Annotated in this window: 23 protein-coding genes; 5 read left to right on the forward strand and 18 right to left on the reverse strand. The window is 61.3% G+C overall.

The genetic code is table 11. From position 1 onward, the window contains the following. Positions 1-20 precede the first annotated feature (20 nt). Positions 21-752 carry a FadR/GntR family transcriptional regulator gene (locus EDC39_RS10285; protein ID WP_187426742.1) on the forward strand — a complete coding sequence of 244 codons (732 nt, stop codon included), beginning with the start codon at positions 21-23 and terminating at the stop codon, positions 750-752. 88 nt (positions 753-840) lie between these two features. Here the strand turns inward: EDC39_RS10285 and EDC39_RS10290 are convergent, their stop codons facing one another. The 18 genes from EDC39_RS10290 to rpmH all read right to left on the reverse strand — a co-directional run bounded on the left by EDC39_RS10290 (position 841) and on the right by rpmH (position 16,113). Next, complete coding sequence (locus tag EDC39_RS10290) at positions 841-1,254, reverse strand: F0F1 ATP synthase subunit epsilon (RefSeq protein ID WP_148896296.1); 414 nt, start codon at positions 1,252-1,254, stop codon at positions 841-843. A 30-nt stretch (positions 1,255-1,284) separates the two neighbouring features. Further along, complete coding sequence (atpD, locus tag EDC39_RS10295) at positions 1,285-2,691, reverse strand: F0F1 ATP synthase subunit beta (RefSeq protein ID WP_148896297.1); 1,407 nt, start codon at positions 2,689-2,691, stop codon at positions 1,285-1,287. A gap of 53 nt (positions 2,692-2,744) precedes the next feature. Then, positions 2,745-3,608, reverse strand: coding sequence for an ATP synthase F1 subunit gamma (gene atpG / locus EDC39_RS10300; protein WP_148896298.1), 864 nt, complete (start codon positions 3,606-3,608; stop codon positions 2,745-2,747). A gap of 26 nt (positions 3,609-3,634) precedes the next feature. Further along, entirely contained in the window at positions 3,635-5,143 is a 1,509-nt protein-coding gene (gene atpA / locus EDC39_RS10305; protein ID WP_148896299.1) for a F0F1 ATP synthase subunit alpha, read from the reverse strand. Positions 5,144-5,152: 9 nt separating this feature from the next. After that, positions 5,153-5,695 carry an ATP synthase F1 subunit delta gene (atpH, locus tag EDC39_RS10310; RefSeq protein ID WP_148896300.1) on the reverse strand — a complete coding sequence of 181 codons (543 nt, stop codon included), beginning with the start codon at positions 5,693-5,695 and terminating at the stop codon, positions 5,153-5,155. Then, positions 5,692-6,276: a F0F1 ATP synthase subunit B gene (gene atpF, locus EDC39_RS10315; protein WP_148896301.1), complete on the reverse strand. Its 585-nt coding sequence runs from the start codon at positions 6,274-6,276 to the stop codon at positions 5,692-5,694. Before atpF ends, atpH begins: the two co-directional genes overlap by 4 nt. Continuing rightward, positions 6,276-6,704, reverse strand: coding sequence for an ATP synthase F0 subunit B (locus EDC39_RS10320; RefSeq protein WP_148896302.1), 429 nt, complete (start codon positions 6,702-6,704; stop codon positions 6,276-6,278). Before EDC39_RS10320 ends, atpF begins: the two co-directional genes overlap by 1 nt. Before the next feature lie 237 nt (positions 6,705-6,941). Next, positions 6,942-7,346 carry a bactofilin family protein gene (locus tag EDC39_RS10325; protein ID WP_148896303.1) on the reverse strand — a complete coding sequence of 135 codons (405 nt, stop codon included), beginning with the start codon at positions 7,344-7,346 and terminating at the stop codon, positions 6,942-6,944. Between the two features lie 11 nt (positions 7,347-7,357). Continuing rightward, complete coding sequence (locus EDC39_RS10330; RefSeq protein ID WP_148896304.1) at positions 7,358-8,230, reverse strand: ParB/RepB/Spo0J family partition protein; 873 nt, start codon at positions 8,228-8,230, stop codon at positions 7,358-7,360. 2 nt (positions 8,231-8,232) lie between these two features. After that, complete coding sequence (locus EDC39_RS10335; protein ID WP_148896305.1) at positions 8,233-8,997, reverse strand: ParA family protein; 765 nt, start codon at positions 8,995-8,997, stop codon at positions 8,233-8,235. Between the two features lie 137 nt (positions 8,998-9,134). Beyond that, positions 9,135-9,776: a 16S rRNA (guanine(527)-N(7))-methyltransferase RsmG gene (gene rsmG, locus EDC39_RS10340; protein ID WP_148896306.1), complete on the reverse strand. Its 642-nt coding sequence runs from the start codon at positions 9,774-9,776 to the stop codon at positions 9,135-9,137. Beyond that, complete coding sequence (mnmG, locus tag EDC39_RS10345) at positions 9,769-11,643, reverse strand: tRNA uridine-5-carboxymethylaminomethyl(34) synthesis enzyme MnmG (protein ID WP_148896307.1); 1,875 nt, start codon at positions 11,641-11,643, stop codon at positions 9,769-9,771. The genes rsmG and mnmG overlap by 8 nt, the downstream gene beginning before the upstream one ends. 79 nt (positions 11,644-11,722) lie before the next feature. Then, a complete protein-coding gene (gene mnmE / locus EDC39_RS10350) occupies positions 11,723-13,084 on the reverse strand; it encodes a tRNA uridine-5-carboxymethylaminomethyl(34) synthesis GTPase MnmE (RefSeq protein WP_148896308.1) in 1,362 nt (453 codons plus the stop codon). Positions 13,085-13,086: 2 nt separating this feature from the next. Continuing rightward, a complete protein-coding gene (locus EDC39_RS10355; protein WP_148896309.1) occupies positions 13,087-13,716 on the reverse strand; it encodes a R3H domain-containing nucleic acid-binding protein in 630 nt (209 codons plus the stop codon). A gap of 7 nt (positions 13,717-13,723) precedes the next feature. Beyond that, entirely contained in the window at positions 13,724-15,346 is a 1,623-nt protein-coding gene (gene yidC / locus EDC39_RS10360; protein WP_148896310.1) for a membrane protein insertase YidC, read from the reverse strand. Positions 15,347-15,363: 17 nt separating this feature from the next. Beyond that, entirely contained in the window at positions 15,364-15,576 is a 213-nt protein-coding gene (yidD, locus tag EDC39_RS10365) for a membrane protein insertion efficiency factor YidD (RefSeq protein WP_148896311.1), read from the reverse strand. Next, positions 15,558-15,947 (reverse strand): ribonuclease P protein component, encoded by a 390-nt coding sequence (gene rnpA / locus EDC39_RS10370; protein ID WP_187426751.1) that lies wholly within the window; start codon positions 15,945-15,947, stop codon positions 15,558-15,560. Before rnpA ends, yidD begins: the two co-directional genes overlap by 19 nt. Before the next feature lie 16 nt (positions 15,948-15,963). Continuing rightward, a complete protein-coding gene (gene rpmH / locus EDC39_RS10375) occupies positions 15,964-16,113 on the reverse strand; it encodes a 50S ribosomal protein L34 (protein WP_148896313.1) in 150 nt (49 codons plus the stop codon). 312 nt (positions 16,114-16,425) lie between these two features. Between rpmH and dnaA the strand changes: the two genes are divergently transcribed. The 4 genes from dnaA to gyrB all read left to right on the forward strand — a co-directional run bounded on the left by dnaA (position 16,426) and on the right by gyrB (position 22,660). Further along, positions 16,426-17,772 carry a chromosomal replication initiator protein DnaA gene (gene dnaA, locus EDC39_RS10380; protein WP_148896314.1) on the forward strand — a complete coding sequence of 449 codons (1,347 nt, stop codon included), beginning with the start codon at positions 16,426-16,428 and terminating at the stop codon, positions 17,770-17,772. 233 nt (positions 17,773-18,005) lie between these two features. Further along, positions 18,006-19,124, forward strand: a complete 1,119-nt coding sequence (gene dnaN, locus EDC39_RS10385) for a DNA polymerase III subunit beta (RefSeq protein ID WP_148896315.1) — start codon at positions 18,006-18,008, stop codon at positions 19,122-19,124. A 39-nt stretch (positions 19,125-19,163) separates the two neighbouring features. Beyond that, entirely contained in the window at positions 19,164-20,249 is a 1,086-nt protein-coding gene (recF, locus tag EDC39_RS10390) for a DNA replication/repair protein RecF (protein WP_148896316.1), read from the forward strand. Between the two features lie 11 nt (positions 20,250-20,260). Next, the gene (gyrB, locus tag EDC39_RS10395) at positions 20,261-22,660 is read left to right on the forward strand and encodes a DNA topoisomerase (ATP-hydrolyzing) subunit B (protein WP_148896317.1); all 2,400 of its coding nucleotides are present in this window, start codon (positions 20,261-20,263) and stop codon (positions 22,658-22,660) included. Positions 22,661-22,728: the final 68 nt, after the last annotated feature.

A 22,728-nucleotide genomic window follows, 5' to 3' on the forward strand; every position in this document is an offset into this window, starting at 1 on the left:
TTTCCACGTGGAGCATTGGAATGACCAACGTGTTCAAGCCGATCCGCCCCAAGAAAATCTCCGAAGAGATCGTCGAGCAGATCCGCAACCTCATATCCGAAGGCCAGCTCAAGCCGGGCGACCGGGTCCCATCCGAACGGGAACTGGCCTCGCTACTCGGGGTCAGCCGCCCGTCGGTACGGGAGGCGATCATGGTGCTCGAGGCCATGGGACTGGTCGAATCGCGCCAGGGCGGCGGGACCTACGTTCGCTCGCTGACCGAAACCTCGCTCGCCGATCCCCTGTCAAGCATGGTCGAGAAGAACCCGAAGATGCTCTACGATCTGGCCGAGGTGCGCATGGGCATCGAGACCTGGTCGGCCTATCTCGCCGCCGAGCGCGCCACCGATGAGGACATCGCCCGGCTCGAGGAGATTTTCGCCGACATGGAACGCCAGGCGGCCAACGGCGGCTGGGAACCGGACATCGACGCCCGTTTTCACTATGCCATCAGCGTCGCCGCCCACAACACCATTCAGATGCACGTGCTCAACACCATCCAGAGCCTGTTCCACACCACCATCATGGTGGCCCTGACCGAATTCTACAAGCGGGAAGGCTACATCGAGCTGCTGACCCGCCATCACCAGGCCATTCTCGACGCCATCCGACGCCATGATCCCGAGGCAGCGCGCCAGGCGATGCGCGAACACCTGGCGGTGGTGATGGACAAGATGCGTCAGCTCGAGCGCGACGATCTGCTGGTCCACTGATCCCCTGCCTTCGCCGCCATATCGTCAGCCTAGGTAAAAAAAAGGGCGACCCGCGCGGGTCGCCCTTTTTCACTTGTTGCCGGTGGAATCAGCGGGCCTTTTTGCCGGCCACCTGAATCCGGATCATGGCCCGTTCAAGGGCCGCTTCCATGACCTTGAACTCCTTGTCCTCGGACGAGAGCTTCTTCAGGGCCTCCTCGGCACGGCCAAGTGCCGCCTTGGCGCGCCCGAGATCGATCTCGTCGGCCGGCTCGGCGGTTTCGACCAGCACGTTGACCTTGTCGTTCTCGACCTCGAGGTAGCCCCAGTTGACGGCGACATGGTAGGTCTCGTTACCCTGCCGATAGGAGAGTTCACCGATCTTGAGGGTGGTCAGAAGCGGGGTATGGCCGGGCAGCACCCCGAGTTCACCGATCGAACCGGGAGCCGTCACCTCGTCGACTTCCGCCGACAGGACCCGCTTGTAGGGTGTTACCAGTTGCAATGTCAGTTTATCTGCCATGGGCTCGTTCCTCTAGGCGGCGGAACACAATCAGGCCGCCAGCTTCTTGGCTTTCTCCAGGGCTTCCTCGATGGTGCCGACCATGTAGAAGGCCTGCTCGGGAACATCGTCGTGCTTGCCTTCGACAATCTCCCTGAAGCCCTTGATGGTGTCCTTCAGTTCGACGTACTTGCCGGGGGATCCGGTGAAGACCTCGGCGACGTGGAACGGCTGCGACAGGAAACGCTGGATCTTGCGGGCGCGGGCGACGATCAGCTTGTCTTCCTCGGAGAGTTCGTCCATACCGAGGATGGCGATGATGTCCTGCAGATCCTTGTAGCGCTGCAGGACGTACTGCACGTCGCGGGCGACCTTGTAATGTTCTTCGCCGACAACCTGCGGGTCGAGGATGCGGCTGGTCGAGTCGAGCGGGTCGACGGCCGGGTAGATGCCGAGCTCGGCGATCTGACGCGAAAGAACGGTGGTTGCGTCGAGATGGGCGAAGGTGGTCGCCGGCGCCGGGTCGGTGAGGTCGTCGGCCGGAACGTAGATCGCCTGGACCGAGGTGATCGAACCCTTGTTGGTGGTGGTGATACGCTCCTGCAGGGCGCCCATCTCCGTGGCCAGGGTCGGCTGGTAACCGACCGCCGAGGGGATGCGGCCAAGCAGCGCCGAAACCTCGGAACCGGCCTGGGTGAAACGGAAGATGTTGTCGATGAAGAGCAGCACGTCCTGGCCTTCTTCGTCACGGAAATATTCGGCGACGGTCAGCGCCGAAAGGGCGACGCGGGCACGGGCTCCCGGAGGCTCGTTCATCTGGCCGTAGATCAGGGCGGCCTTGTCGAGAACGCCCGAATCCTTCATCTCGTGCCAGAGGTCATTCCCTTCGCGGGTCCGCTCGCCGACCCCGGCGAAAACCGAGAAACCGCCGTGCTGCTTGGCGATGTTGTGGATCAGTTCCATGATCAGAACCGTCTTGCCGACGCCGGCGCCGCCGAACAGGCCGATCTTGCCGCCACGGGCGTAGGGAGCCAGCAGGTCGACGACCTTGATGCCGGTTTCGAACGCCTGCACGTCGACCGACTGCTCGACGAATTCGGGGGTCGGGCGGTGGATTTCCCACTCCTGTTCGGCCTCGACCGGACCGGCCTCGTCGACCGGCTCGCCGATGACGTTGAGAATGCGGCCGAGGGTCTTGCGGCCGACCGGCATGACGATCTGCTTGCCTGTATCGAGCACTTCCTGACCGCGCACCAGGCCGTCGGTGGTGTCCATGGCAATGGCGCGGACTGTGTTTTCCCCGAGATGCTGGGCGACCTCACAGACGAGGTTCCACTCCCGGTCGTCGATGGCCGGGTTGGTGATTCTCAGGGCGTGGTAGATTTCCGGCAGCTTATCCGACTCGAACTCGACGTCGACGACCGGACCGATGACCTGCGTGATTTTCCCTTTATTCATGGTGAACCGTTCCTCCGTTTTCCTATAAAAACGCTTGAATTCGCTACTTTTTCCTATTTGATCGCCTCGGCGCCGGAAATGATCTCCATCAGCTCCTTGGTTATGGCCGCCTGCCGTGCCCGGTTGTACTGCAGGGTCAGCTTGCGGATCATCTCGTTGGCGTTCTTGCTGGCGTTGTCCATGGCGCTCATCCGGGCGCCATGTTCCGACGCGACCGATTCGAGCAGCGCCCGGAAAATCTGGACCTCGACATGCTTGGGAAGAAGCTGGCTCAGCACCTCGGTCCGGTTCGGCTCGTAGATGTACTGGGCCACGTGCTGGCTTTCCTCCACCGACCGGGGCTCGACCGGCAGCAGCCGCTGAATGGTCGGAATCTGCGAAATGGCGCTGCGGAAGGCATTGTAGACCAGATAGACGGCGTCGTAGGAACCGGCCTCGTAGCCTTCGACGATCTCCTGTCCGAGCAGGGCCGCGGTCTGGTAGGTCACCTTGCCAGTGAGGTTTTCGTGCACCTTGCCGATCGGCAGTCGCCGGCTGCGCAGGAACTCGGCGCCCTTGCGGCCGATGATCATCAGCTCGTACTCTTCGTAGCCATCCGTCTTTTCGCGAATGAAGCGCTCGGCTTCCTTGGAAATGTTGGCGTTGAAGCCGCCGCAGAGGCCACGGTCAGCCGTAAAGAGCACCACCAGGGCCTTGCCGCGCCCACGATCCTGCAGCAGGGGATGGACGTCATGATCCTCCCGCGCCGCCAGGCTCGAAAGCACGTCGAGCAGCTTGTCGGCGTAGGGCCGGGCGGAAACGACGGCATCCTGGGCCCGACGCAGCTTCGCCGCCGAGACCATTTTCATGGCCTTGGTGATCTGGCTGGTGTTTTTGACCGTACCGATCCGTTTCTTTATGTCCTTGAGACTGGGCATCTATCCCACCTTAGTCGTGCGCGTTATCAGGCAACAAACTGGCCCTTGAATTCGTCGAGCGCGGCCTTGATCCGGCCCTCGAGCTCGTCGTCGATGGCCTTCTTCTCGGCCAGGTCCTTGAAGATGTCGCCGTGCCGCGTCTCGAAAAACTCCAGCATCTCCTTCTCGAAACGCTGGACCGCGGTGACCGGGTAGTCGTCGACGTAGCCGTTGTTGGCGGCGTAGATGGCGACGACCTGCTTCTCGACCGGCATCGGCTGATACTGGCCCTGCTTGAGGATCTCGACCAGGCGGGCGCCGCGGTTCAGCTGGCGCTGGGTGGCAGCGTCGAGGTCGGAACCGAACTGTGCGAAGGCCGCCATCTCGCGGTACTGGGCCAGCGCCAGGCGCAGGGTACCGGCAACCTGCTTCATCGCCTTGATCTGGGCACTGCCGCCGACGCGGGAGACCGACAGACCGACGTTGATCGCGGGACGGACACCGGAGTAGAAGAGGTCGGTCTCCAGGAAGATCTGGCCGTCGGTGATCGAGATGACGTTGGTCGGAATGTAGGCCGAAACGTCACCGGCCTGGGTTTCGATGATCGGCAGTGCGGTCAGCGACCCGGCACCGAGATCGTCGTTCAGCTTGGCGGCGCGCTCCAGCAGACGGCTGTGCAGGTAGAAGACGTCACCGGGATAGGCCTCGCGTCCGGGCGGACGGCGCAGCAGCAGCGAAAGCTGACGGTAGGCGACGGCCTGCTTGGAAAGATCGTCGTAGATGATCAGGGCGTGCTTGCCGTTGTCACGGAAATACTCGCCCATGGTAACGCCGGTGTAGGGTGAGATGAACTGCAGCGGAGCAGGGTCGGAAGCGGTCGCGGCGACAACGATGGTGTAGTCCATGGCGCCATGCTTCTTCAGCTTGTCGACCACCTGGGCCACGGTCGATCGCTTCTGGCCGATGGCGACATAGATGCAGATCATGTTCTGGCCCTTCTGGTTGATGATGGTGTCGATGGCCACCGCGGTCTTGCCGGTCTGGCGGTCACCGATGATCAGCTCGCGCTGGCCGCGGCCGATGGGAACCATCGAGTCGATCGCTTTCAGGCCGGTCTGCATCGGCTCGTGCACCGACTTGCGGGTGACGATGCCGGGCGCCTTGACCTCGACCTTGCGGAAGACGTCGCTGTCGATGTCGCCCTGGCCGTCGATCGGAATGCCGATGCCGTTGACAACGCGGCCGAGAAGACCCTCACCGACCGGAACCTGCACGATCTGCTCGGTCCGCTTGACGGTGTCACCTTCCTTGATGTGGTGGGCCTCGCCGAGAATGGCGGCGCCGACGTTGTCCTCCTCGAGGTTGAGGACCATGCCCATGGTGTTGCCGGGGAATTCAAGCAGCTCACCGGCCATGGCCTTGTCCAGGCCGTGGATACGGGCAATGCCGTCACCGACGGAGATGATGGTGCCGGTCTCGCTGACTTCAACCTCGCGACCGAAGTTCTCGATCTGCTTTCTGATGATCGCGCTGATCTCTTCTGCTCTGATTTCCATAGGACCTTCTCACCCCTTTTTTAAGGTATCTTCAATACGTTTCAGCTGAGTCTTGAGGCTGGCATCGAAGAGCCGGCCACCGATTTCGACCTGAATTCCGCCGATCAGCTCCTCGTCGACCTCGACGGTCAGCTCGATGCTCTTGCCGGTCTGCTTTTCGAGCCCGGCTTTGATCGCCTGCCGCTGCTTGTCGTCGAGTTCGGTGGCGGACACAACCCTGGCCCGCTGCACGCCCGCCAGGTCGTCGGCCAGCTGCCGATAGGTCTGGTCGATCTGGGACAGAAAGCGCAGGCGGTCCTTCTCCAGCAGCAGGCCGAGAAAGGCGCGCATCCCGTCGGAAATCTTCAGGGCGTCGACCAGGTCGGCGAGAATGGCACTCTTCTTGGCCAGCGGGAAGGTGGGGCTTTCGAGGATCAGGCGGAGAAACTCCTCGGTCGCGAAGGCCTCGCGGACTCGGGCGAGTTCCTCGCCGAACTGCTCCACCATCTTCTGCTCGGCGCCGATGCCGACCAGCGCCCGGGCGTATCGTTTCGCTATCGCACTGGTACTCAATGTAATTCTCCCACCTTCTGAATGTATTCATCCACCAGACGGGACTGGTCGTCGCGGCTGAATTTCTCGCGCAGCATCTGCTCGGCGATCTCGACGGCCATCTTCGATGCTTCCTCGCGCAAGGTCGCGCGGGCACGGGCGATCTCCAGCTCCGCCGACTTTTGGGCTTCGGCCTTGATCTTCTCGGCCATCTCCCGGGCGTTGGCCAGAATCCGCTCGCGCTCCCGTTCGCCGTCCTGGCGGATCTCCTGATAGATGGTTTCGATCTCCTTCGTAGCCTCGGCCAGCTTGCGGTCATACTCGGCAAACTTCGCTTCGGCCTCGGCCCTGACCTTCTCGGCCTCGGCCAGGCTGTCGGCGATCTTCTGCCGGCGACCGGCCAGCCCCTGCCGGAGCGGCTTGGTGACAAAATAGGCGAGAAGGCCGATGGTTACGGCAAAGTTGAGACAGCGCCAGAGAAAGTCCTTGAGCAGGACGCCGCTGTCGGCATGGTGTTCCCCGCCGGAGGCAACGGCCGTTCCGGCGCAGAGAAGCAGCAGCGCGATCGCCGCGGCCAGTTTCAACGTCGACTTCTTGTTCATCACGACAGAGACCTCCCGAGAACCTGGCTGGCGATCTGGGCGGCAATCGCTTTCGACTCGGCCGCAAGCGCCTTGCGGGCGGCCTCGGCCTCGCCCGCCACCTGGTCCTTGATCTTCTTCAGATTGCTGCTGGCCTCGTTGTGGGCAGCGGCCAGAATCTTGGCTTCCTCTTCCTGGGCGGCCTTGCGCAGGGCGGCACGCTCCTGGTTGCCCTTCAGCCGTGCCTCCTGGAGCTGCGCATCGTACTCGGCCATCTTCTCCCGAATCCGGGCTTCAAGCTCGGTGGCCCGGGCGTGCCCGCCCTCGATGCTTTCCTGACGCTCCTGCAGAACCTTTCGCAGCGGGCGATAGAGAATCAGGTTGAGGAGCACCATGAGAATGATGAAATTGACGAACTGGATGACGAGTGTCAGATCGAGACTTATCACGGGTCAACCTCTGCCTTCGGAACCTTGGTTCCTTGGTATACTGTATACAGACGATCAGGGTAATAAAAAAGTTGCCGGGCGGCAAATCAGCGCATACTAAACACAGCCCACCGACCATGTCAAGACGCTGTTTGTATTAATCGTTTCTTCTTTCGGTCTTTTCCCGGCACCCATTCGGGTCCGGTCCGGCCTGGCGGATGGACACCGACCGGGGGTCTGTATGTTAACCATCAGAAATCACTCGCTTTTTTCGGGGTCTTGCCCGGCGCGTTCCCCCATCTGCAGGGTGCTGTTGAGCAGTACGCCCTCCTCGACCACCAGCACGGGCGTCTCGATGTTCCCCTCGACCCGGGCCGGCGCCCGCAGGTCGACCTTGACCGAAGCCCTGATATTGCCCTTGAAGCGACCGGAGAGAACCAGGGTGCCAACGGTGACTTCCGCCTCGATGTCGGCCTCCCGGCCGGCGATCAGGGTGTCGCGACTGGCGATCTCACCTTTGAAGCGACCGTCGAGACGCACGATTTCGTCGAACTGCAGCTTGCCCTCGAAACAGCTGCCCGGACCGAGAAAGGCCTTGATATCGCCCTTTTCCACCGGATGATCCTTTTTCATGCCTGTCGTCCCCCTTTTCTCCCTGCGCATCTCGCCTCCACCTAGTCGACGCCGAGCAGGGCGAGAATCCGCTCCAGCTCCTCGGCGGAAAAGTAGCTGATCTCCACCTTCCCCCCCTTGCCGCGGGGCAGGATCCTGACCTGGGTTCCCAGGGCGCGCTTCAGCTCTTCCTCCAGCCGCTTCAGCTCCGGATCGACCGGGGCCGGCTCCGACTTGCTGCGCGACGGCTGGCCGAAGTTCTTGATCTTCTTGACCAGGGCCTCGCACTCACGGACCGAGAGCTTTCGGGCGACAACCTGGTCCCGGGCCTCGAGGATGTCCTCCTCGTCCTCCAGACCGAGCAGGGCGCGGGCGTGCCCCATGCTCAGTTCGCCGGCGATCACGTCGCTGCGCACCTTGCCCGGCAGCTTGAGCAGACGCAGCATGTTGGCCACCGTTGACCGTTCCCGTCCGACGCGCCTGGCCACTTCTTCCTGCGACAGATCGAAGCTCTCCATCAGATGGCGGTAGGCCTCGGCTTCCTCGATTGGATTCAGGTCTTCGCGCTGGATGTTTTCGATCAGGGCCATTTCCAGGGCCCAATCCTCGGAGACATCCTGGATCACCACCGGCACTTCCTTCAGGCCGGCCTTCTGGGCCGCCCGCCAGCGGCGTTCGCCGGCGATGATCTGATAGTGACCATCCTGCTTGCGCACCACCAGGGGCTGGATGACCCCCTTCTCCCTGATGGAGGCCACCAGTTCGGCCATCTTGGCGCCATCGAAGGTCTTGCGCGGCTGCCGGCCGTGCGGCTTCAGCTCTTCGATGGGACAGAGAAAATATTTGCTGGCACCGGCCGTTTCGTTGCCGGCCGCCTTGCCGGCGCTGCTGATCAGCGCTCCGATACCTTTGCCGAGTGCGGGTCGTTTCGCCATGGTCACACCTCCGCCTGGATGATTTCCCGGGCCAGATCGAGGTAGGCCTGCGCCCCCTTGGATGCGATGTCGTAGAGCAGAACCGGCAGGCCGTGGCTCGGTGCCTCGGACAGACGAATGTTGCGGGGAATGATGGTCTCGCAGAGCTGTTCGGGGAAATGGGTGCGGATCTCCTCGCCGACCTGGTGCGAGAGATTGTTGCGCCCGTCGAACATGGTCAGCAGGATGTGGTCGAGGGAAAGACGGGGGTTCAGCTCCTGCCGAATCAGGGAGATGGTGTTGAGCAGCTGGCTCAAACCCTCCATCGCATAGTATTCGCACTGCATCGGAATCAGCACCCGGTTGGCAGCGGTCAGGGCATTGACCGTCAGCAGGCCGAGCGACGGCGGACAGTCGATGAGAATGTAACTGAATTCATCCTCGATTTCGGCCAGCAGCGCCTTGAGCTTCTTTTCCCTGGCAATGGCCGAAACCAGCTCCACCTCGGCGCCGATCAGGTCAGGCGTCGCCGGCATCACCTGCAGATGGTCGAGCTGGGTTGGCTGCAGCAGTTCGGCGGCGGAACACTCGCCGAGCAGCCCATGGTAGACGGTCAGCTCGAGATTCTCTTTCTCCAGGCCGATTCCGCTGGTGGCGTTGCCCTGAGGGTCCATGTCGACCAGCAGAGTCTTCTTTTCCGCCGTCGCCAGTGACGCCGCCAGGTTGACCGCGGTCGTGGTCTTGCCCACGCCCCCCTTCTGATTGGCTATCGCGATGATCTGTGCCATTGAGAAACCTCTCCATCGGGCGGTTCAGGCCGCACAGGTTAGCATATTCGTTTCCGCCGTTGAAGTCTTAAAGGAGTACCCGGCCCGCCCGACGCCAGGCGTCATCCGTCGCATCTTCATGTTGCAACATATTGTTTTTACTGTTTTTTCCAAACAAGCAGCCACCTGGACGCCGCAGAGAAGGGCAAGACGAGTCCCACTTTTTTCTCCCGTACCAGTCCCGCAACCGGCAGGTCAGCCCACTCCGTTTCCCCTTCCGCGCCCTTCATGGCGATCAGGTATCCACCGTCCGCCAGCAGCGGCAGGACCAGGGGAGCGAAATCGGCTACCCGCCCGACGGCGCGAAAGATGACGCCGTCAAAGCTTCCCTGGCGCTCGGCGGCCTCGGCGAACCGCTCAAGCCGCTGCTGGACGACCTCCACCCGCCGCAACCGCAGTTGCCTGACGACCTGGCGCTGAAAGACCGCTTTTTTGCCCACCGACTCCACCGAGCAGAGCTCGATGTCGGGCCGGACGATCTTCAGCGGCAGCCCCGGCAGCCCCGCCCCCGAGCCGAAATCGAGCAGTCGCACTCCCGCGGGCAGCAAGGGCAGGGGAGTCAGGGAATCGAGCAGGTGTTTTTCCAGCGCCTGCCGCCGATCCCGAATGGCGGTCAGGTTGTGCCTGTCGTTCCAGCGCTGGAGCAGATCGAGAAATGCGATCAGACGTGGCAGCGATTCCGGTTCGACGTCCAGGCCCAGCTTCTCCAGCCCCTGCGCCAGCAGCCGCAGCTCATCCATCAACGCTCTCCCGGCGGCGCAGCAACACCGACAGCACGGCGATGGCGGCGGGGGTCACCCCGGGAATCCGCGAGGCCTGGCCGAGGGTCGCCGGCTGGTGCTTCTGCAGCTTCTCCCGCACCTCCAGCGACAGTCCGTCGATGCCGTCGTAGCGAAAATCGGCAGGAATGACCTTCTCCTCCAGCTTGCGAAAGCGGGCGACATCTTCCAGCTGGCGATCGATGTAGCCCTGGTACTTGGTGGCGATCTCCAGCTGCTCCAGCGCCTCGGACGACAGCCCGGCCAGTTCGCTGTCGATTCCTTTCAGCGATTCGATGCCGATTTCGGGCCGCCGCAACAGCTCTTCCAGGCTGAGCCCGTTTCTGAGCCCGTTCAGGCCGAGACGCTCGAGACGCTCACGATCGGACGGCGACACCCGAATCTGCTGCAGTCGGGTCCGCCCCCGCGCCACCTCCGCCATCTTCCTTTCGTAACGGCTCCAGCGCGCATCGTCGACCAGCCCCAGGTCGCGGCCGATCGGGGTCAGACGCTGGTCGGCATTGTCCTCCCGCAGCAGCAACCGGTATTCGGCACGCGAGGTAAACATGCGGTAGGGCTCCGGGGCACCGAGATTGATCAAATCGTCGATCAGCACCCCGATATAGGCCTGGTCGCGGCGCAGCACCAGCGGCGGCCGGCCGAGGACCTGCCTGGCGGCGTTGATGCCGGCCACCAGACCCTGGGCGGCGGCCTCTTCGTAGCCGGAGGTGCCGTTGATCTGTCCGGCGTTATAGAGACCGCGGATTCGCCGCACTTCGAGGGTAGGGCGCAGCTGGATCGGATCGACATAGTCGTACTCGATGGCATAGCCGGGCCGCATGATTTCGACCCGCTCGAGACCGGGAATGGTCCGCAGAAAGGCCAGCTGCACGTCCGGCGGCAACGAGGTCGAAACCCCATTGGGATAGATCTCGCCGCTGTCGGCCCCCTCCGGCTCGAGAAAGATCTGATGCCGGGTCTTGTCTGGAAAACGCACTACCTTGTCCTCGATCGAAGGACAGTAACGGGGACCGACACCCTCGATCACCCCGCTGTAGAGCGGCGACCGGTCGAGTCCTCCCCTGATGATCGCATGGGTCTCTTCACTGGTGTAGGTGATATGACAGCAGACCTGTTCCCGTTCGATCTGGTCGTTGAGAAAGGAGAAGGGACGCGGCTCCGGATCACCGGGCTGGGCTTCGAGCCGGTCAAAATCGATGGTTCTTCCGTCCAGCCGTGGCGGCGTTCCGGTCTTCAGTCGCCCCACCTGTAGACCGAGCTTCCGCAGACAGTCGGAAAGACCTTCCGACGGCGGTTCTCCGGCCCGACCGCCCGGATAGCTGTTGAGGCCGACATGGATCAGCCCCCGCATGAAGGTACCGGTGGTCAGCACCACCGCCGGGGCGCGAAATTCCAGCCCCTCACGGGTCGTCACCCCGACCACGCGTCCATCCTCGACCAACACGGCACTGACCGCGCCCTGTTTCAGATCGAGATTATCCTGTTTCTCCAGCGCCCTTTTCATGCGGGTGGCGTAGGCGTGACGGTCTGCCTGCGCCCGCGAGGCCCGCACCGCCGGCCCCTTCTTAGTATTCAGCTGTCGGAACTGGATGCCGGTTTCGTCGATGGCCAACCCCATCTCCCCACCCAGGGCATCGATCTCCCGCACCAGATGCCCCTTGGCCAGACCGCCGATGGCCGGATTGCAGGACATTTCCGCCACCGCGTCCAGGCTGAGATTGAGCAGCAGTGTCGCACACCCCATGCGGGCCGACGCCAGTGCCGCCTCACAGCCGGCATGGCCGGCGCCAACAACGATTACCTGATAGGATTTGCCGTAACTGAACATCCTGCGAACCTAAACCTTGCCCCATGAGACGAGAACAGCCACAACATGTTGTGGAAATGTTCCACGTGGAACACTACCCCTATTTACCGATACAGAACTGACTGAAAATGGTATCGAGAACGTCGTCGGGCGTGGTCTCGCCGGTGATCTCCCCCAGGGACCTGAGTGCATCCTGCAGATCGACGGCGAGAAACTCCGGACTTTCACCCTGCTCAAGGGACTGCAACAGGCGATCCAGGGCCTGACTGCAGTGCAGCAGGGCCTGGTAATGACGACTTTCATAGACCAGCAGCGACTCGCCGGCATCGCCCCTGTCGTCCCCCAGCAGCCTGCACAGAGCGTCGCCCAGGCGATCGATTCCGATATGATCACGGGCGCCAATGCTGACCCGGGGCAGTCCGGAGAGCCAGGAGGGGAGGGGAGACTGCTGCAGGTCGATCTTGTTGACAACCAGCAGGGTACGCTCGGACGGACAGAAGTCGAAAACCAGCCGGTCGTCGTCATCAATCGGCCGGCTACCGTCGACCAGAAACAGAACCAGGTCGGCAGAGCGAATCTTCTGCCGGGCCCGCTCAACCCCTTCCTTTTCGACCGGATCCTCGGTCTGACGGATACCGGCGGTATCGATCAGGCGCAGGGGAAAACCGTTGAGAACCAGGTTTTCCTCAATGGTATCGCGGGTCGTGCCGGCCCATTCCGAGACGATGGCGCGCGATTCACCGAGCATACAATTGAGCAGGGAACTCTTGCCGACGTTCGGCTTGCCGAGAATAAGCACCCGCACCCCGTCCTTGAGCATCCTCCCCGAGGTGTAGGTGGCGGCAATTTCCTCCACCTGCCGCCGCACGGCCGCGACCCGCTCGCACCACTTATCCTGGTCGGGAAGATCGATATCCTCCTCGACGAAATCGATATGGGTTTCAAGATGCGCCAGCAGCTCGACCAGGTCCTTCTTCAGAACTCGCAGCCGGCTGGAGAGCCGGCCCTCAAGCTGACCGAGAGCCGCGCGGCCGGCGGCCTCGGAACGGGCGTGGATGATGCCGGCGACAGCTTCGGCCTGGGCCAAATCGAGGCGTCCGTTGAGAAAGGCACGCAGGGTAAACTCGCCGGGCCGGGCCATAACCGCGCCCTGACGCAGACAGAGAGCGACGATCCGGCTGACGGGAAGGGGACCACCGTGACAGTGTATTTCAGCCACGTCCTCGCGGGTGAAGGTTTTCGGCGCCCGCATCAGCACGGCCATCACCTCGTCGACAACCTCGCTTCCGTCAACGGCATGGCCGTAGTAAAGGCGGTGCGACTCGAAACTGTCAAGCGGACGGGCCGGGCGGAAGATCCGGCGCAGGATCGATTCGGCCCGGTCGCCGGAAAGCCGGATGACAGCCAGCCCGCTTTCGCCCCTTGGAGTTGCCGGGGCGACAATGGTCGCATCGGTGCGCACGTCTACTTCCTCAGGCTGGAAATGCTGACCTTCTTGAGAACACCCTGTCCCTGTGAGCGTGACGTGCAGTCGGGAAATTTCTTGACCATCTGATGAATGATCTGCCGGTGTTCTGCCGGCAGCGGCTCACTGAGAACGGGACGACCGGTCTTGCGGGCCTTTTCGACCAGCTCCCGGGCCAGTCTCCTGATGTTCTCCTTCTGCCGCTGGCGAAAACGGCCACAGTCGAGCCGGAGGCGGACACCGTCGGGCAGGTACCGATCGACGATGCCGTTGACCAGATACTCGAAGCTGTCGAGGGTCAGTCCCTTCTTGCCGATGATGAGGGCATTGTGCGGCGACTCAATGATCAGAAGGTTGTCCCCTTCGTTGATGTCCAGCTGCAGTTCGTCGGCGAAACCGGCCAGCTCGAGCAGCCGGTGCAGCACGATCCGGGCCGCCGCCAGCCGGTTGCCGATCCGCAGGCGGAATTCGGCGTCTCGGCGACCGAAGAGACCGAACAGTCCCCGGCGGGCGGGAGTGACGATATCGACATCGAGATCGGTGCGCCGGCAATCGAACCGTTCTATGCCGGCCCTGACCGCGTCTTCGAGGCCGGCGCAGCGACAGCGAAATTCAAACAGGTTCTCCATCTCTCGTTCAACTGTACTGCCGCCGGATCATGTACTGCTGACCGATGGTCAGGATGTTGTTGACCAGCCAGTAGATGACCAGTCCCGACGGGAAGTTGAGGAAAAGAAAGGTAAAGACGATCGGCATCGCCATGAAGACCTTGGCCTGGGTCGGATCCATGGAAGAAGGCGTCATCTTCTGCTGGATGAACATGGTCACGCCCATGATGATCGGCGTAATGTAGTAGGGATCCTTGGCCGAAAGGTCGTTGAGCCAGAAGATGAAGGGCGCGTGGCGCAGGGCGATGTCGACCATCAACACCTTGTAGAGGGCGAAAAAGACCGGTATCTGGACCAGCATGGGCAGACAGCCGCCCATGGGATTGACCCGTTTTTCCTTGTACAGGGACATCATCTCCTTGTTCATCCGCTCCCGGTCATGGCGGAATTTCTCGCGTATCTTCTGCATCTCCGGCTGAATCTTCTGCATCTCCCGCATCGACTTGTAGCTCTTGTGGGTCAGCGGCCAGAAAATCAGCTTGATGATCACCGTCAACAGAATGATGGCCAGTCCCCAGTTGCCGGTATAGCTGTGGAAGAAATGCAGAACCACCCGCAGCGGCGCGGCGATCGGCGTAAAGAAGCCGAGATCGATCGCCTTGTCGAGCCTGTGTCCAGCCGCCTTGAGAATCTCGAAATCGAGCGGACCGAAGTAGAGACGATAGCCGAGACCGAGGCTCTGTCCGGGCGGAAGCTGCAGGTAGGGCGAAACGAAATTGTTGACGACGCTGTCGTTGCGGTAGAGGAGAACAACCTTGTCGGCCGCTTTCTCCAGCGGAACGCAAGCAGTGATAAAGTACTTGGTTTCGAACCCGGACCAGACCGGCTTGCTGTAGGTCTTGCTCTCTTTTTTCAGCGACTTGACACTGTCGGTCTCCAGCCCCTCGCCAACAAGGGTCGCCGGGCCGACGAAGCCGTAACGACTGACATTCTGGCTTTCGTCCCAGGGATGAACCAGACCGAGTGTCAGAGTCCCCTGAAGCTGTTGGCGACCCGGGTTGGCGATCCTGATTTCCAGGTCGATCAGGTACTCGTCGCCGCGAAAGGTAAAGACCTTGTCGACCGTCAGGCCACTGCCGGCATCGACATAGCGGAAAACGACCTGCTTCTGTTCGCCGGACTCGAGCACGATCGGGCCGTCGCCTTCCAGCAACTGAAAGGGTGCATCCGCCGGCAGATTGATGCTTTCACCGCCGCTGGTGACCAGACTCAGTCCAGTCTTGTCACCGGCGGCGTGCAGTACAACCGGCTCGGAATCCGGCTCGGCCTGCTGCCGGTATTGCTTGAGGGAGAAGCTGACCAGCCGGCCGCCAGAGGTGGTGAGTTTTGCCCGATAGAGGGAATTTTCAACCGTCAGCGTCCTTTCGACATAGTCGGCGGACATTCCGGCAGCGGATTTTGCAGCCGGCGGCAGAACCGGCGCCGGTACGGATGCCGGCGCCGTGTCGAGATGCTCGGCAGCAGCCTTCTGTTCGACGGCAGGAGCGGCACTCTTTTCGGAAGGCACCGGTGCCGGCGGAAAGAGAAGGTTGTAGCCGAACCAGACCACGGCCATGAGAACGAGCGCGATAATGGTATTTCTGTTTTCCATGAAGACTCCGGAACGTATCAGGGAACTGGGTCATAGCCGCCGGGATGCCAGGGATGGCATTTCGCCACGCGCCGCAGTCCGAGCAGCAGTCCCTTGGCCAGCCCGTGCCGAACCAGCGCTTCCTTGGCGTAGCAGGAACAGCTGGGATAAAAGCGGCAGACCGGCGGCTTCAGGGGAGACAGCAACCAGCGGTAGAGTTCGATGGCCAGAATCAGGATTTGCCGGAGCATGACCGCTTCAGCCTCTTCTTTTCGTAGACTTCGGGCCGCAGAAGAACCTCCAGCTCGCTGCAGACCGTGGCTAAATCGATATTCCCGGCATGCCCCTTGGCGATGATCGACAGATCGAAGCCCTTGGGCAGCTGCTGCTGACGGGTACGGAAAAACTCCCGAATCAGTCGCTTGACGCGATTGCGGGTGACGGCGCCGCCAACCCGGCGGCTGACGGTCACACCCAGCCGGACCTGTTCGTCATCCCTTTTCAGGGCAAAAACAAGAAAATGGGACGTGTGTATTATCCGTCCCATTTGCTTGCACTTGATGAAATCCCGCCGTTTCCTGAGGCGACGTTCGGCGGGAAAGCGGTTGTCGAGCTGTTCCACCAGCTCGCCCCTCTCTTTACTTCTGGGGGATGGTGACCGAAAGGACCTTCCGTCCCTTGGCGCGACGGCGACGGATGACGGCACGACCGTTCTTGGTCTGCATCCGCTTGCGAAAGCCATGGGTTCTCTTACGGCTGATACGACTCGGCTGGTAGGTACGCTTCATTTCTCCGTATCTCCTGTCTCATGAATACTCAGGCTTGCTTCAAGCAGCAAAGTGCACTTTTAACCGCAAATCAGTTTATCTGTCAAGAACTTATCGGAGTCAGACACAAGCCTGTGGAAAAAAGGGTTGCAAACGGCCTGCCCCTCTGTTAGCTTAATCTCCTGTCTGAGACTCTTTTTTTGATTGAATTTTTCCCCTTATTTCAATTAGTTACAAAGAATATCCACACCTGTTTACAGACTTGTGGATAAGTGGGCCTTGCCACTTTCCCCTCTGCCCAGCAAATCCAACCCATCAGGATACCGGTTCTCAATGAGTTCGATCTGGCAGGAAACACTGGAAAAGCTGCAGAAGGATCTCAATCCCCAGCATTTCTCCACCTGGATCAAGCCCATTCGCCTGGTCTCCATCGAACGGGACACCGTACGCATCGCGGTTCCCAACCGCTTCTTTCTGTCCTGGATCAGGGACAACTACGCCGATCTCATCCAGGAGACCCTCTCCGACATCGGCGCCGTCTCCTATCAACTGCAGATCGAAGTCGCCAGACCTGACGAGGAGAAGCAGGACGAACCGGCACCGGGCAAGGCGGCGCCGTCCATCGAAATCAAGCGGTCCGGCACCGCGGTCAATCCGGGCGTCTACAACCTGAACCGCAAGTACACCTTCGCTTCGTTCATTTCCGGCTCGTCGAACCAGTTCGCCTATGCGGCGGCCCGGGCGGTGGCCAGCAACCCGGCCACCACCTACAACCCGCTGTTCATCTACGGCGGTGTCGGCCTCGGCAAGACCCATCTCATCAACGCCATCGGCAACGCCATTTTGGAAGAGAACCCCGACATGCGAGTCTGCTACTACACGTCGGAAAAATTCATGAACGAACTCATCAACTCCCTGCGCTACGCCAAGATGGACGAGTTTCGCAAGAAATTCCGTTCCATGGACGTACTGCTGATCGACGATGTCCAGTTCATCGCCGGCAAGGAGCGGACGCAGGAGGAGTTCTTTCACACCTTCAACTCCCTCTACGAATCGCACAAGCAGATCGTCGTCACCTCCGACAAGTTTCCAAAGGAAATACCGGGACTCGAGGAACGTCTGCGCTCCCGTTTCGAATGGGGGCTGATCGCCGACATCCAGGCGCCCGACGTCGAGACCAAGCAGGCCATCCTCAAGATGAAGGCCGAGCAGAACGGCATCGATCTGCCGGAAAACGTGGCTCTTTTTCTCGCCAACTCGGTCAGCAGCAACATCCGGGAGCTCGAAGGCTATCTCGTCCGTCTCGGCGCCTACGCCAGCCTGACCTCGACTCCAATCACCCTGGCCATGGCCCGCGAGGTATTGAAGAACATCCTGGTGGAAAAACGGCGCGAACTCTCCATCGAGGAGATCCAGAAGACCGTCGCCACCCATTTCGGCATCAAGGTCAGCGACCTGAAATCGGCGAAACGTCTCAAGGCGCTGGTGCTTCCCCGCCAGGTGGCCATGTACCTGTGCCGGCAGTTGACCTCCTGCTCCTATCCGGAAATCGGGGAGAAGTTTGGTGGCAAGGACCATTCGACCATCATCCACGCCATCAAGAAGATCGAAAGCAAAATGGCCGAGGACATGCAGCTCAGCGCGACCGTCGCCTCGATCCGCTCGAGTCTGGAGAGCTGACCGGAAAACCTGTGGTTGCAGCGGAGCACAAACTGTGAACAAAGGGACAACATTCGAGCCATCCACAGAAAGGCGAAAAAAGGGGCGAGATTCTCAACAGCGCTGAAATTTTCAAACCAGTTGAAATTGCAACGGATTCAAGGCTATCAACAGCTTCAACAGGAACTATCTGTTACTACGATCCTTTTTAAGAAAAGATAGAAAAAGCTAGGTCCTGTCGACAGGAGGAGCCCATGCAGTTTTCCATCGAGCGAGAAATCTTTCTCAAGGCACTGGCCCGGGTGCAGGGCATCGTCGAAAAACGCAACACCATCCCGATTCTGTCCAATGTCCTGATCGTCGCCGAGCAGAACGAAATCGTCCTCACGGCGACGGATCTGGAAGTCGGCATGCGGGCCAGCTATCCGGCCGAGGTGAGCAAACCCGGCAAGGTGACGGTTTCGGCGCGAAAACTGTTCGAGATCATCAAGGAACTTCCCGAGGACCGGGTCAGTTTCCAGGCCAAGGAAAACTGCTGGATCGAACTGTCCTGCGGCAAGGCTCTCTTCAACATCGTCGGGCTGGCGGCGGACGAATTTCCCTACTTTCCCGAAGTCGACCAGTGTCGTTTTCTGACCCTGCCGAGCAAAGTGGTCAGCGACATGCTCGAAAAGACGGCCTTTTCCATGTCGACGGACGAGAGCAAGTACAATCTGAACGGCATTTTCTTCCAGACTCTGGATGTCGACGGTCGCCAGATGCTCCGTCTGGTCGCCACCGATGGTCACAGACTGGCCCTGGTGCAACGGGAACTGGAGGATTTTAAGAGCGAGGAGCTGGCCAAGGGGGTCATCTTCCCGAAAAAAGGGGTTCTGGAGCTGCGCAAGATCGCGGAAGAAGGGGAGAGCCGGATCGATCTCGGCTTTCTCGAGAACAACGCCATCATTCGCAAGGACACGACCACCATTGTCATGCGCCTGATAGACGGCGAATTTCCCGACTACAACCGGGTCATCCCGCAGGATCAGGAGATCAGGGCGCGCATCCCCCGGGACACGTTCTTCCATGCCCTGCGGCGCATGGCCATCCTGTCGAGCGAAAAATCGCGCGGAGTCAAGCTGTCGCTGACTGAAGGCAAGCTCGAGATTTCCTCCTCCAATCCTGAACTGGGCGATGCGCGCGAGGATTTCGAGGTCGACTATGCCGGGCAGGAGATCGCCATAGGCTTCAACGCCAGGTATCTGCTCGACATTCTGCAGGTGCAGGACGCCGACGAGATCAGCCTGCAGATCAGGGACAATATGTCTCCCGGCATGATCAGGCCCGTCGACGACGACAACTTTTTGGCGGTGGTCATGCCGATGCGGCTCTGATGGACCGCCAGCGCCGCAAACGCCGGCGAGCGACCGATCATGCGTCTTGAGCGGCTGGTCCTAGCCGGATTCAGAAACCTGGCGGAACAGGAGTTCGTGCCGGGCCCGGGCATCAACCTCATCTGGGGAAACAACGGCCAGGGAAAGACCAATCTTCTCGAAGCCGTCTACCTGCTGACGCAGCTGAAGAGCTTTCGCACCGCCCGGCTGCAGCAGCTCATCGCCTGGGACGGTGAGTCGGCACGCCTTTCGGCGCTGACGCGCAGCGGGCAGGTAGGGCACGAGCTGCGCCTGGTCCTGCACCGGGGAGAAAAGAGAGGCTTTGTCGACGGCGAGCGGGTGCGCAGTGTCGCCGATTTTCTCGGTCATCTGCAGACAGTTCTCTTCGCGCCGGAGGAGACGGCCCTGATCAGGGGAGGGCCGGCCGGCAGGAGAGCCCTGCTGGATCGGGCCATCTTTCTGACCGATCCGGCCTTTCTCCAGGTGGCCAGGGATTACCGGCGCTGTCTCGAACAGCGCAACCGTCTGCTCAAGAAGGATGTCGTCCGGGCGGAAGAGCTGCGGCCCTGGAGCGAAAGGCTGGCGGAAGCGGGCGCCCGGCTGCGCCGGGCGCGGCTCGATTTCGCCGCCCGGATCCGGCCCCACCTGGCCGAGTGCTACCGGTTCATCACCGGCGGCAAGGAGACGGCCGATCTCGCCTTCGGCCGGCAGGTGACGGCAGACGCTGCGGCCCTGCTGGAGGAGCTGGCCCGGGTCGAGGAAAGGGAGCGTCTCTGCCGCCAGACCCTGGCCGGACCGCACCGGGACGAGGTGGCGTTTTCCCTCGACGGCCGGCCGCTGCGGCACTACGGCTCACAGGGACAGCAGCGTTCCTTCATCCTGGCCTTCAAGTGTGCCCAGCTGCTCGACTACCGGCGCGAAAAGGGACATTTTCCGGTGCTGCTGCTGGACGATCTGACCAGCGAACTCGACCGGAACCGGCGCCAGGCGTTCTTCGCCTTTGTGCGCGAGAACAGTGGCCAGGTTTTTCTGACCACGACCGACAGGGAAACCTGCGTTCTGCCGGGAATGCAGGTCAACAGCTACTACGTGGAGGCGGGCCGGATCGAGCCGGACCGCCCTTGATGGGGATTTCTATGAGTGAAGAAAAACAACAGAAAGGTTACCAGGCCGACAGCATTCAGGTTCTGGAAGGTTTGGAGGCGGTCCGCAAGCGGCCCGCCATGTACATAGGCTCGACGGGATTGAACGGTCTGCATCACCTGGTCTACGAGGTGGTGGACAATTCGATCGATGAAGCTCTGGCCGGCCATTGCGACGACATTCTGGTCACTTTGCATGCCGACAGTTCCGTGACCGTGCTCGACAACGGTCGCGGCATTCCGGTCGACATACACAAGACCCAGAACAAGCCGGCAGCGGAGGTGGTCATGACGGTGCTGCACGCCGGCGGCAAGTTTGACGACAAGGGTGAGGGCGCCTACAAGGTATCGGGCGGTCTGCACGGCGTCGGCGTCTCGGTGGTGAACGCCCTGTCGAGCCATCTTGAGCTGAAGATCTGGCGGGACGGCCATGTCTGGACCCAGAGCTACGACCGGGGGGTACCGACCGGGCCGCTGACCCGGGGGGCCGAAACCAAACGCCACGGTACCAGCGTCACCTTCTGGCCCGATCCGGAAATTTTCGAAACGACCGAATTTTCCTTCGAGATTCTCTCCCGGCGGCTGCGCGAGCTGGCCTTTCTCAACGCCGGCGTCAAGATCCGCATCCAGGACGAGCGCACCGACAAGGAGCACGTGTTCCAGTACGAGGGGGGGATCATCTCCTTCGTTGAGTATCTGAACCGGGCCAAGAACGCCCTGCACCCGAAGCCGATCTACATCCGCGGGGTCAAGGACAACTGCGACATCGAAATCGCCATCCAGTACAACGACGGCTACGACGAGAAGATCTTCTCCTTCACCAACAACATCAACACCCACGAGGGGGGAACCCACCTGTCCGGTTTCAAGGCGGCCCTGACCCGGACGATGAACACCTACGCCAGCAGCAACAACCTGCTGAAAAACCTGAAGACCACCATCTCCGGCGACGATCTGCGCGAGGGGATGGCAGCGGTCATTTCGGTCAAGATCCCCAACCCGCAGTTCGAGGGCCAGACCAAGACCAAGCTGGGCAATTCCGAGGTCAAGGGCTACGTCGAGACGCTGATGAACGAGAAACTGGCGGAATTTCTCGAAGAGAATCCGACCATCGCCAGGCGGATTCTGGAGAAGGGGATTGAGGCGGCCCGGGCGCGGGAGGCGGCGCGCAAGGCGCGCGATCTGACCCGGCGCAAGGGGGCACTCGACTCCCTGGCCCTGCCGGGCAAGCTGGCCGACTGTCAGGAGAAGGACCCGGCGCTGTGCGAAATCTACCTGGTCGAGGGTGATTCGGCCGGCGGCAGCGCCAAACAGGGACGGGATCGCCGCTACCAGGCCATCTTGCCGCTGAAGGGCAAGATTCTCAATGTCGAGAAGGCCCGCTTCGACAAGATGCTGACCTCCAACGAGATCCGCACCCTGATCACCGCCATGGGGACCGGCATCGGCAAGGACGACTTCGACATCAGCAAATTGCGCTACCACCGGATCATCATCATGACCGACGCCGACGTCGACGGTTCCCACATCCGTACTCTGCTGCTCACCTTCTTCTTCCGGCAGATGCCGGAAATCGTCGAGCGGGGACATCTCTACATCGCCCAGCCGCCGCTGTACAAGGTCAAGCGCGGCAAGAAGGAGATCTACCTCAAGGACGAGATGGCATTGCAGGAGTACCTGCTGGCCGAAGGGGTCGAGGGGGTCAGCCTCGAGCTGCCGGAGATGGGGAAGACCCTGCGCGGCAAGCAGATCATTCCGACGTTGCGTCAGATCATCAGCTTCAACGCCCAGTTCGAACGCAAGGTGCAGAAGGGGATCAACCGCGAGGTGCTGCGCATCTTCGTTGAGGGCAAGATGCAGAACGGCTACGGCGATCTCGACGATCTGACGCCGGTGGCGGAGCAGCTGCGGCAGCTGGAGCCGCGCGGCGAGTACCAGGTCTTCGACGAGCCGCCACGGATTCTCTTCTCGCTCGGCAACGTGCGGGCGCGCATCGACCGCTCGACCCTCGAGCTGCTGTCGAGCCACGAGTACAAGCTGCTGCTGCAGGCCTACCGCCAGGTGGAGAACATCTGCCACCGGCAGGAAGCCAATGTCACCCTCGACGACGGCCGGGAAGAGACCTTCGACAACCGGCAGGACCTGCTCAACTTCTTCCTCGACCGCGCGCGCAAGGGGCAGTACATCCAGCGCTACAAGGGACTGGGTGAGATGAACCCGGAGCAGCTCTGGGAGACCACGATGGACCCGGAAAAGCGGGTATTGCTGCAGGTCAAGGTCGAGGACGCGGTCGAGGCGGACGAGATCTTCACCGTGCTGATGGGAGACCAGGTCGAGCCGCGCCGCGAGTTCATCGAGAACAACGCCCTGAACGTCTCGAACCTGGATATCTAGGCACAGAAAATCCGACGCGGAGGCGGAGAGAAAGAACAGCGGCCGCCGGGAAAATCCAAAAGGATGAA

It is taken from the genome of Geothermobacter ehrlichii, from assembly GCF_008124615.1.
Lineage (GTDB): Bacteria > Desulfobacterota > Desulfuromonadia > Desulfuromonadales > Geothermobacteraceae > Geothermobacter > Geothermobacter ehrlichii.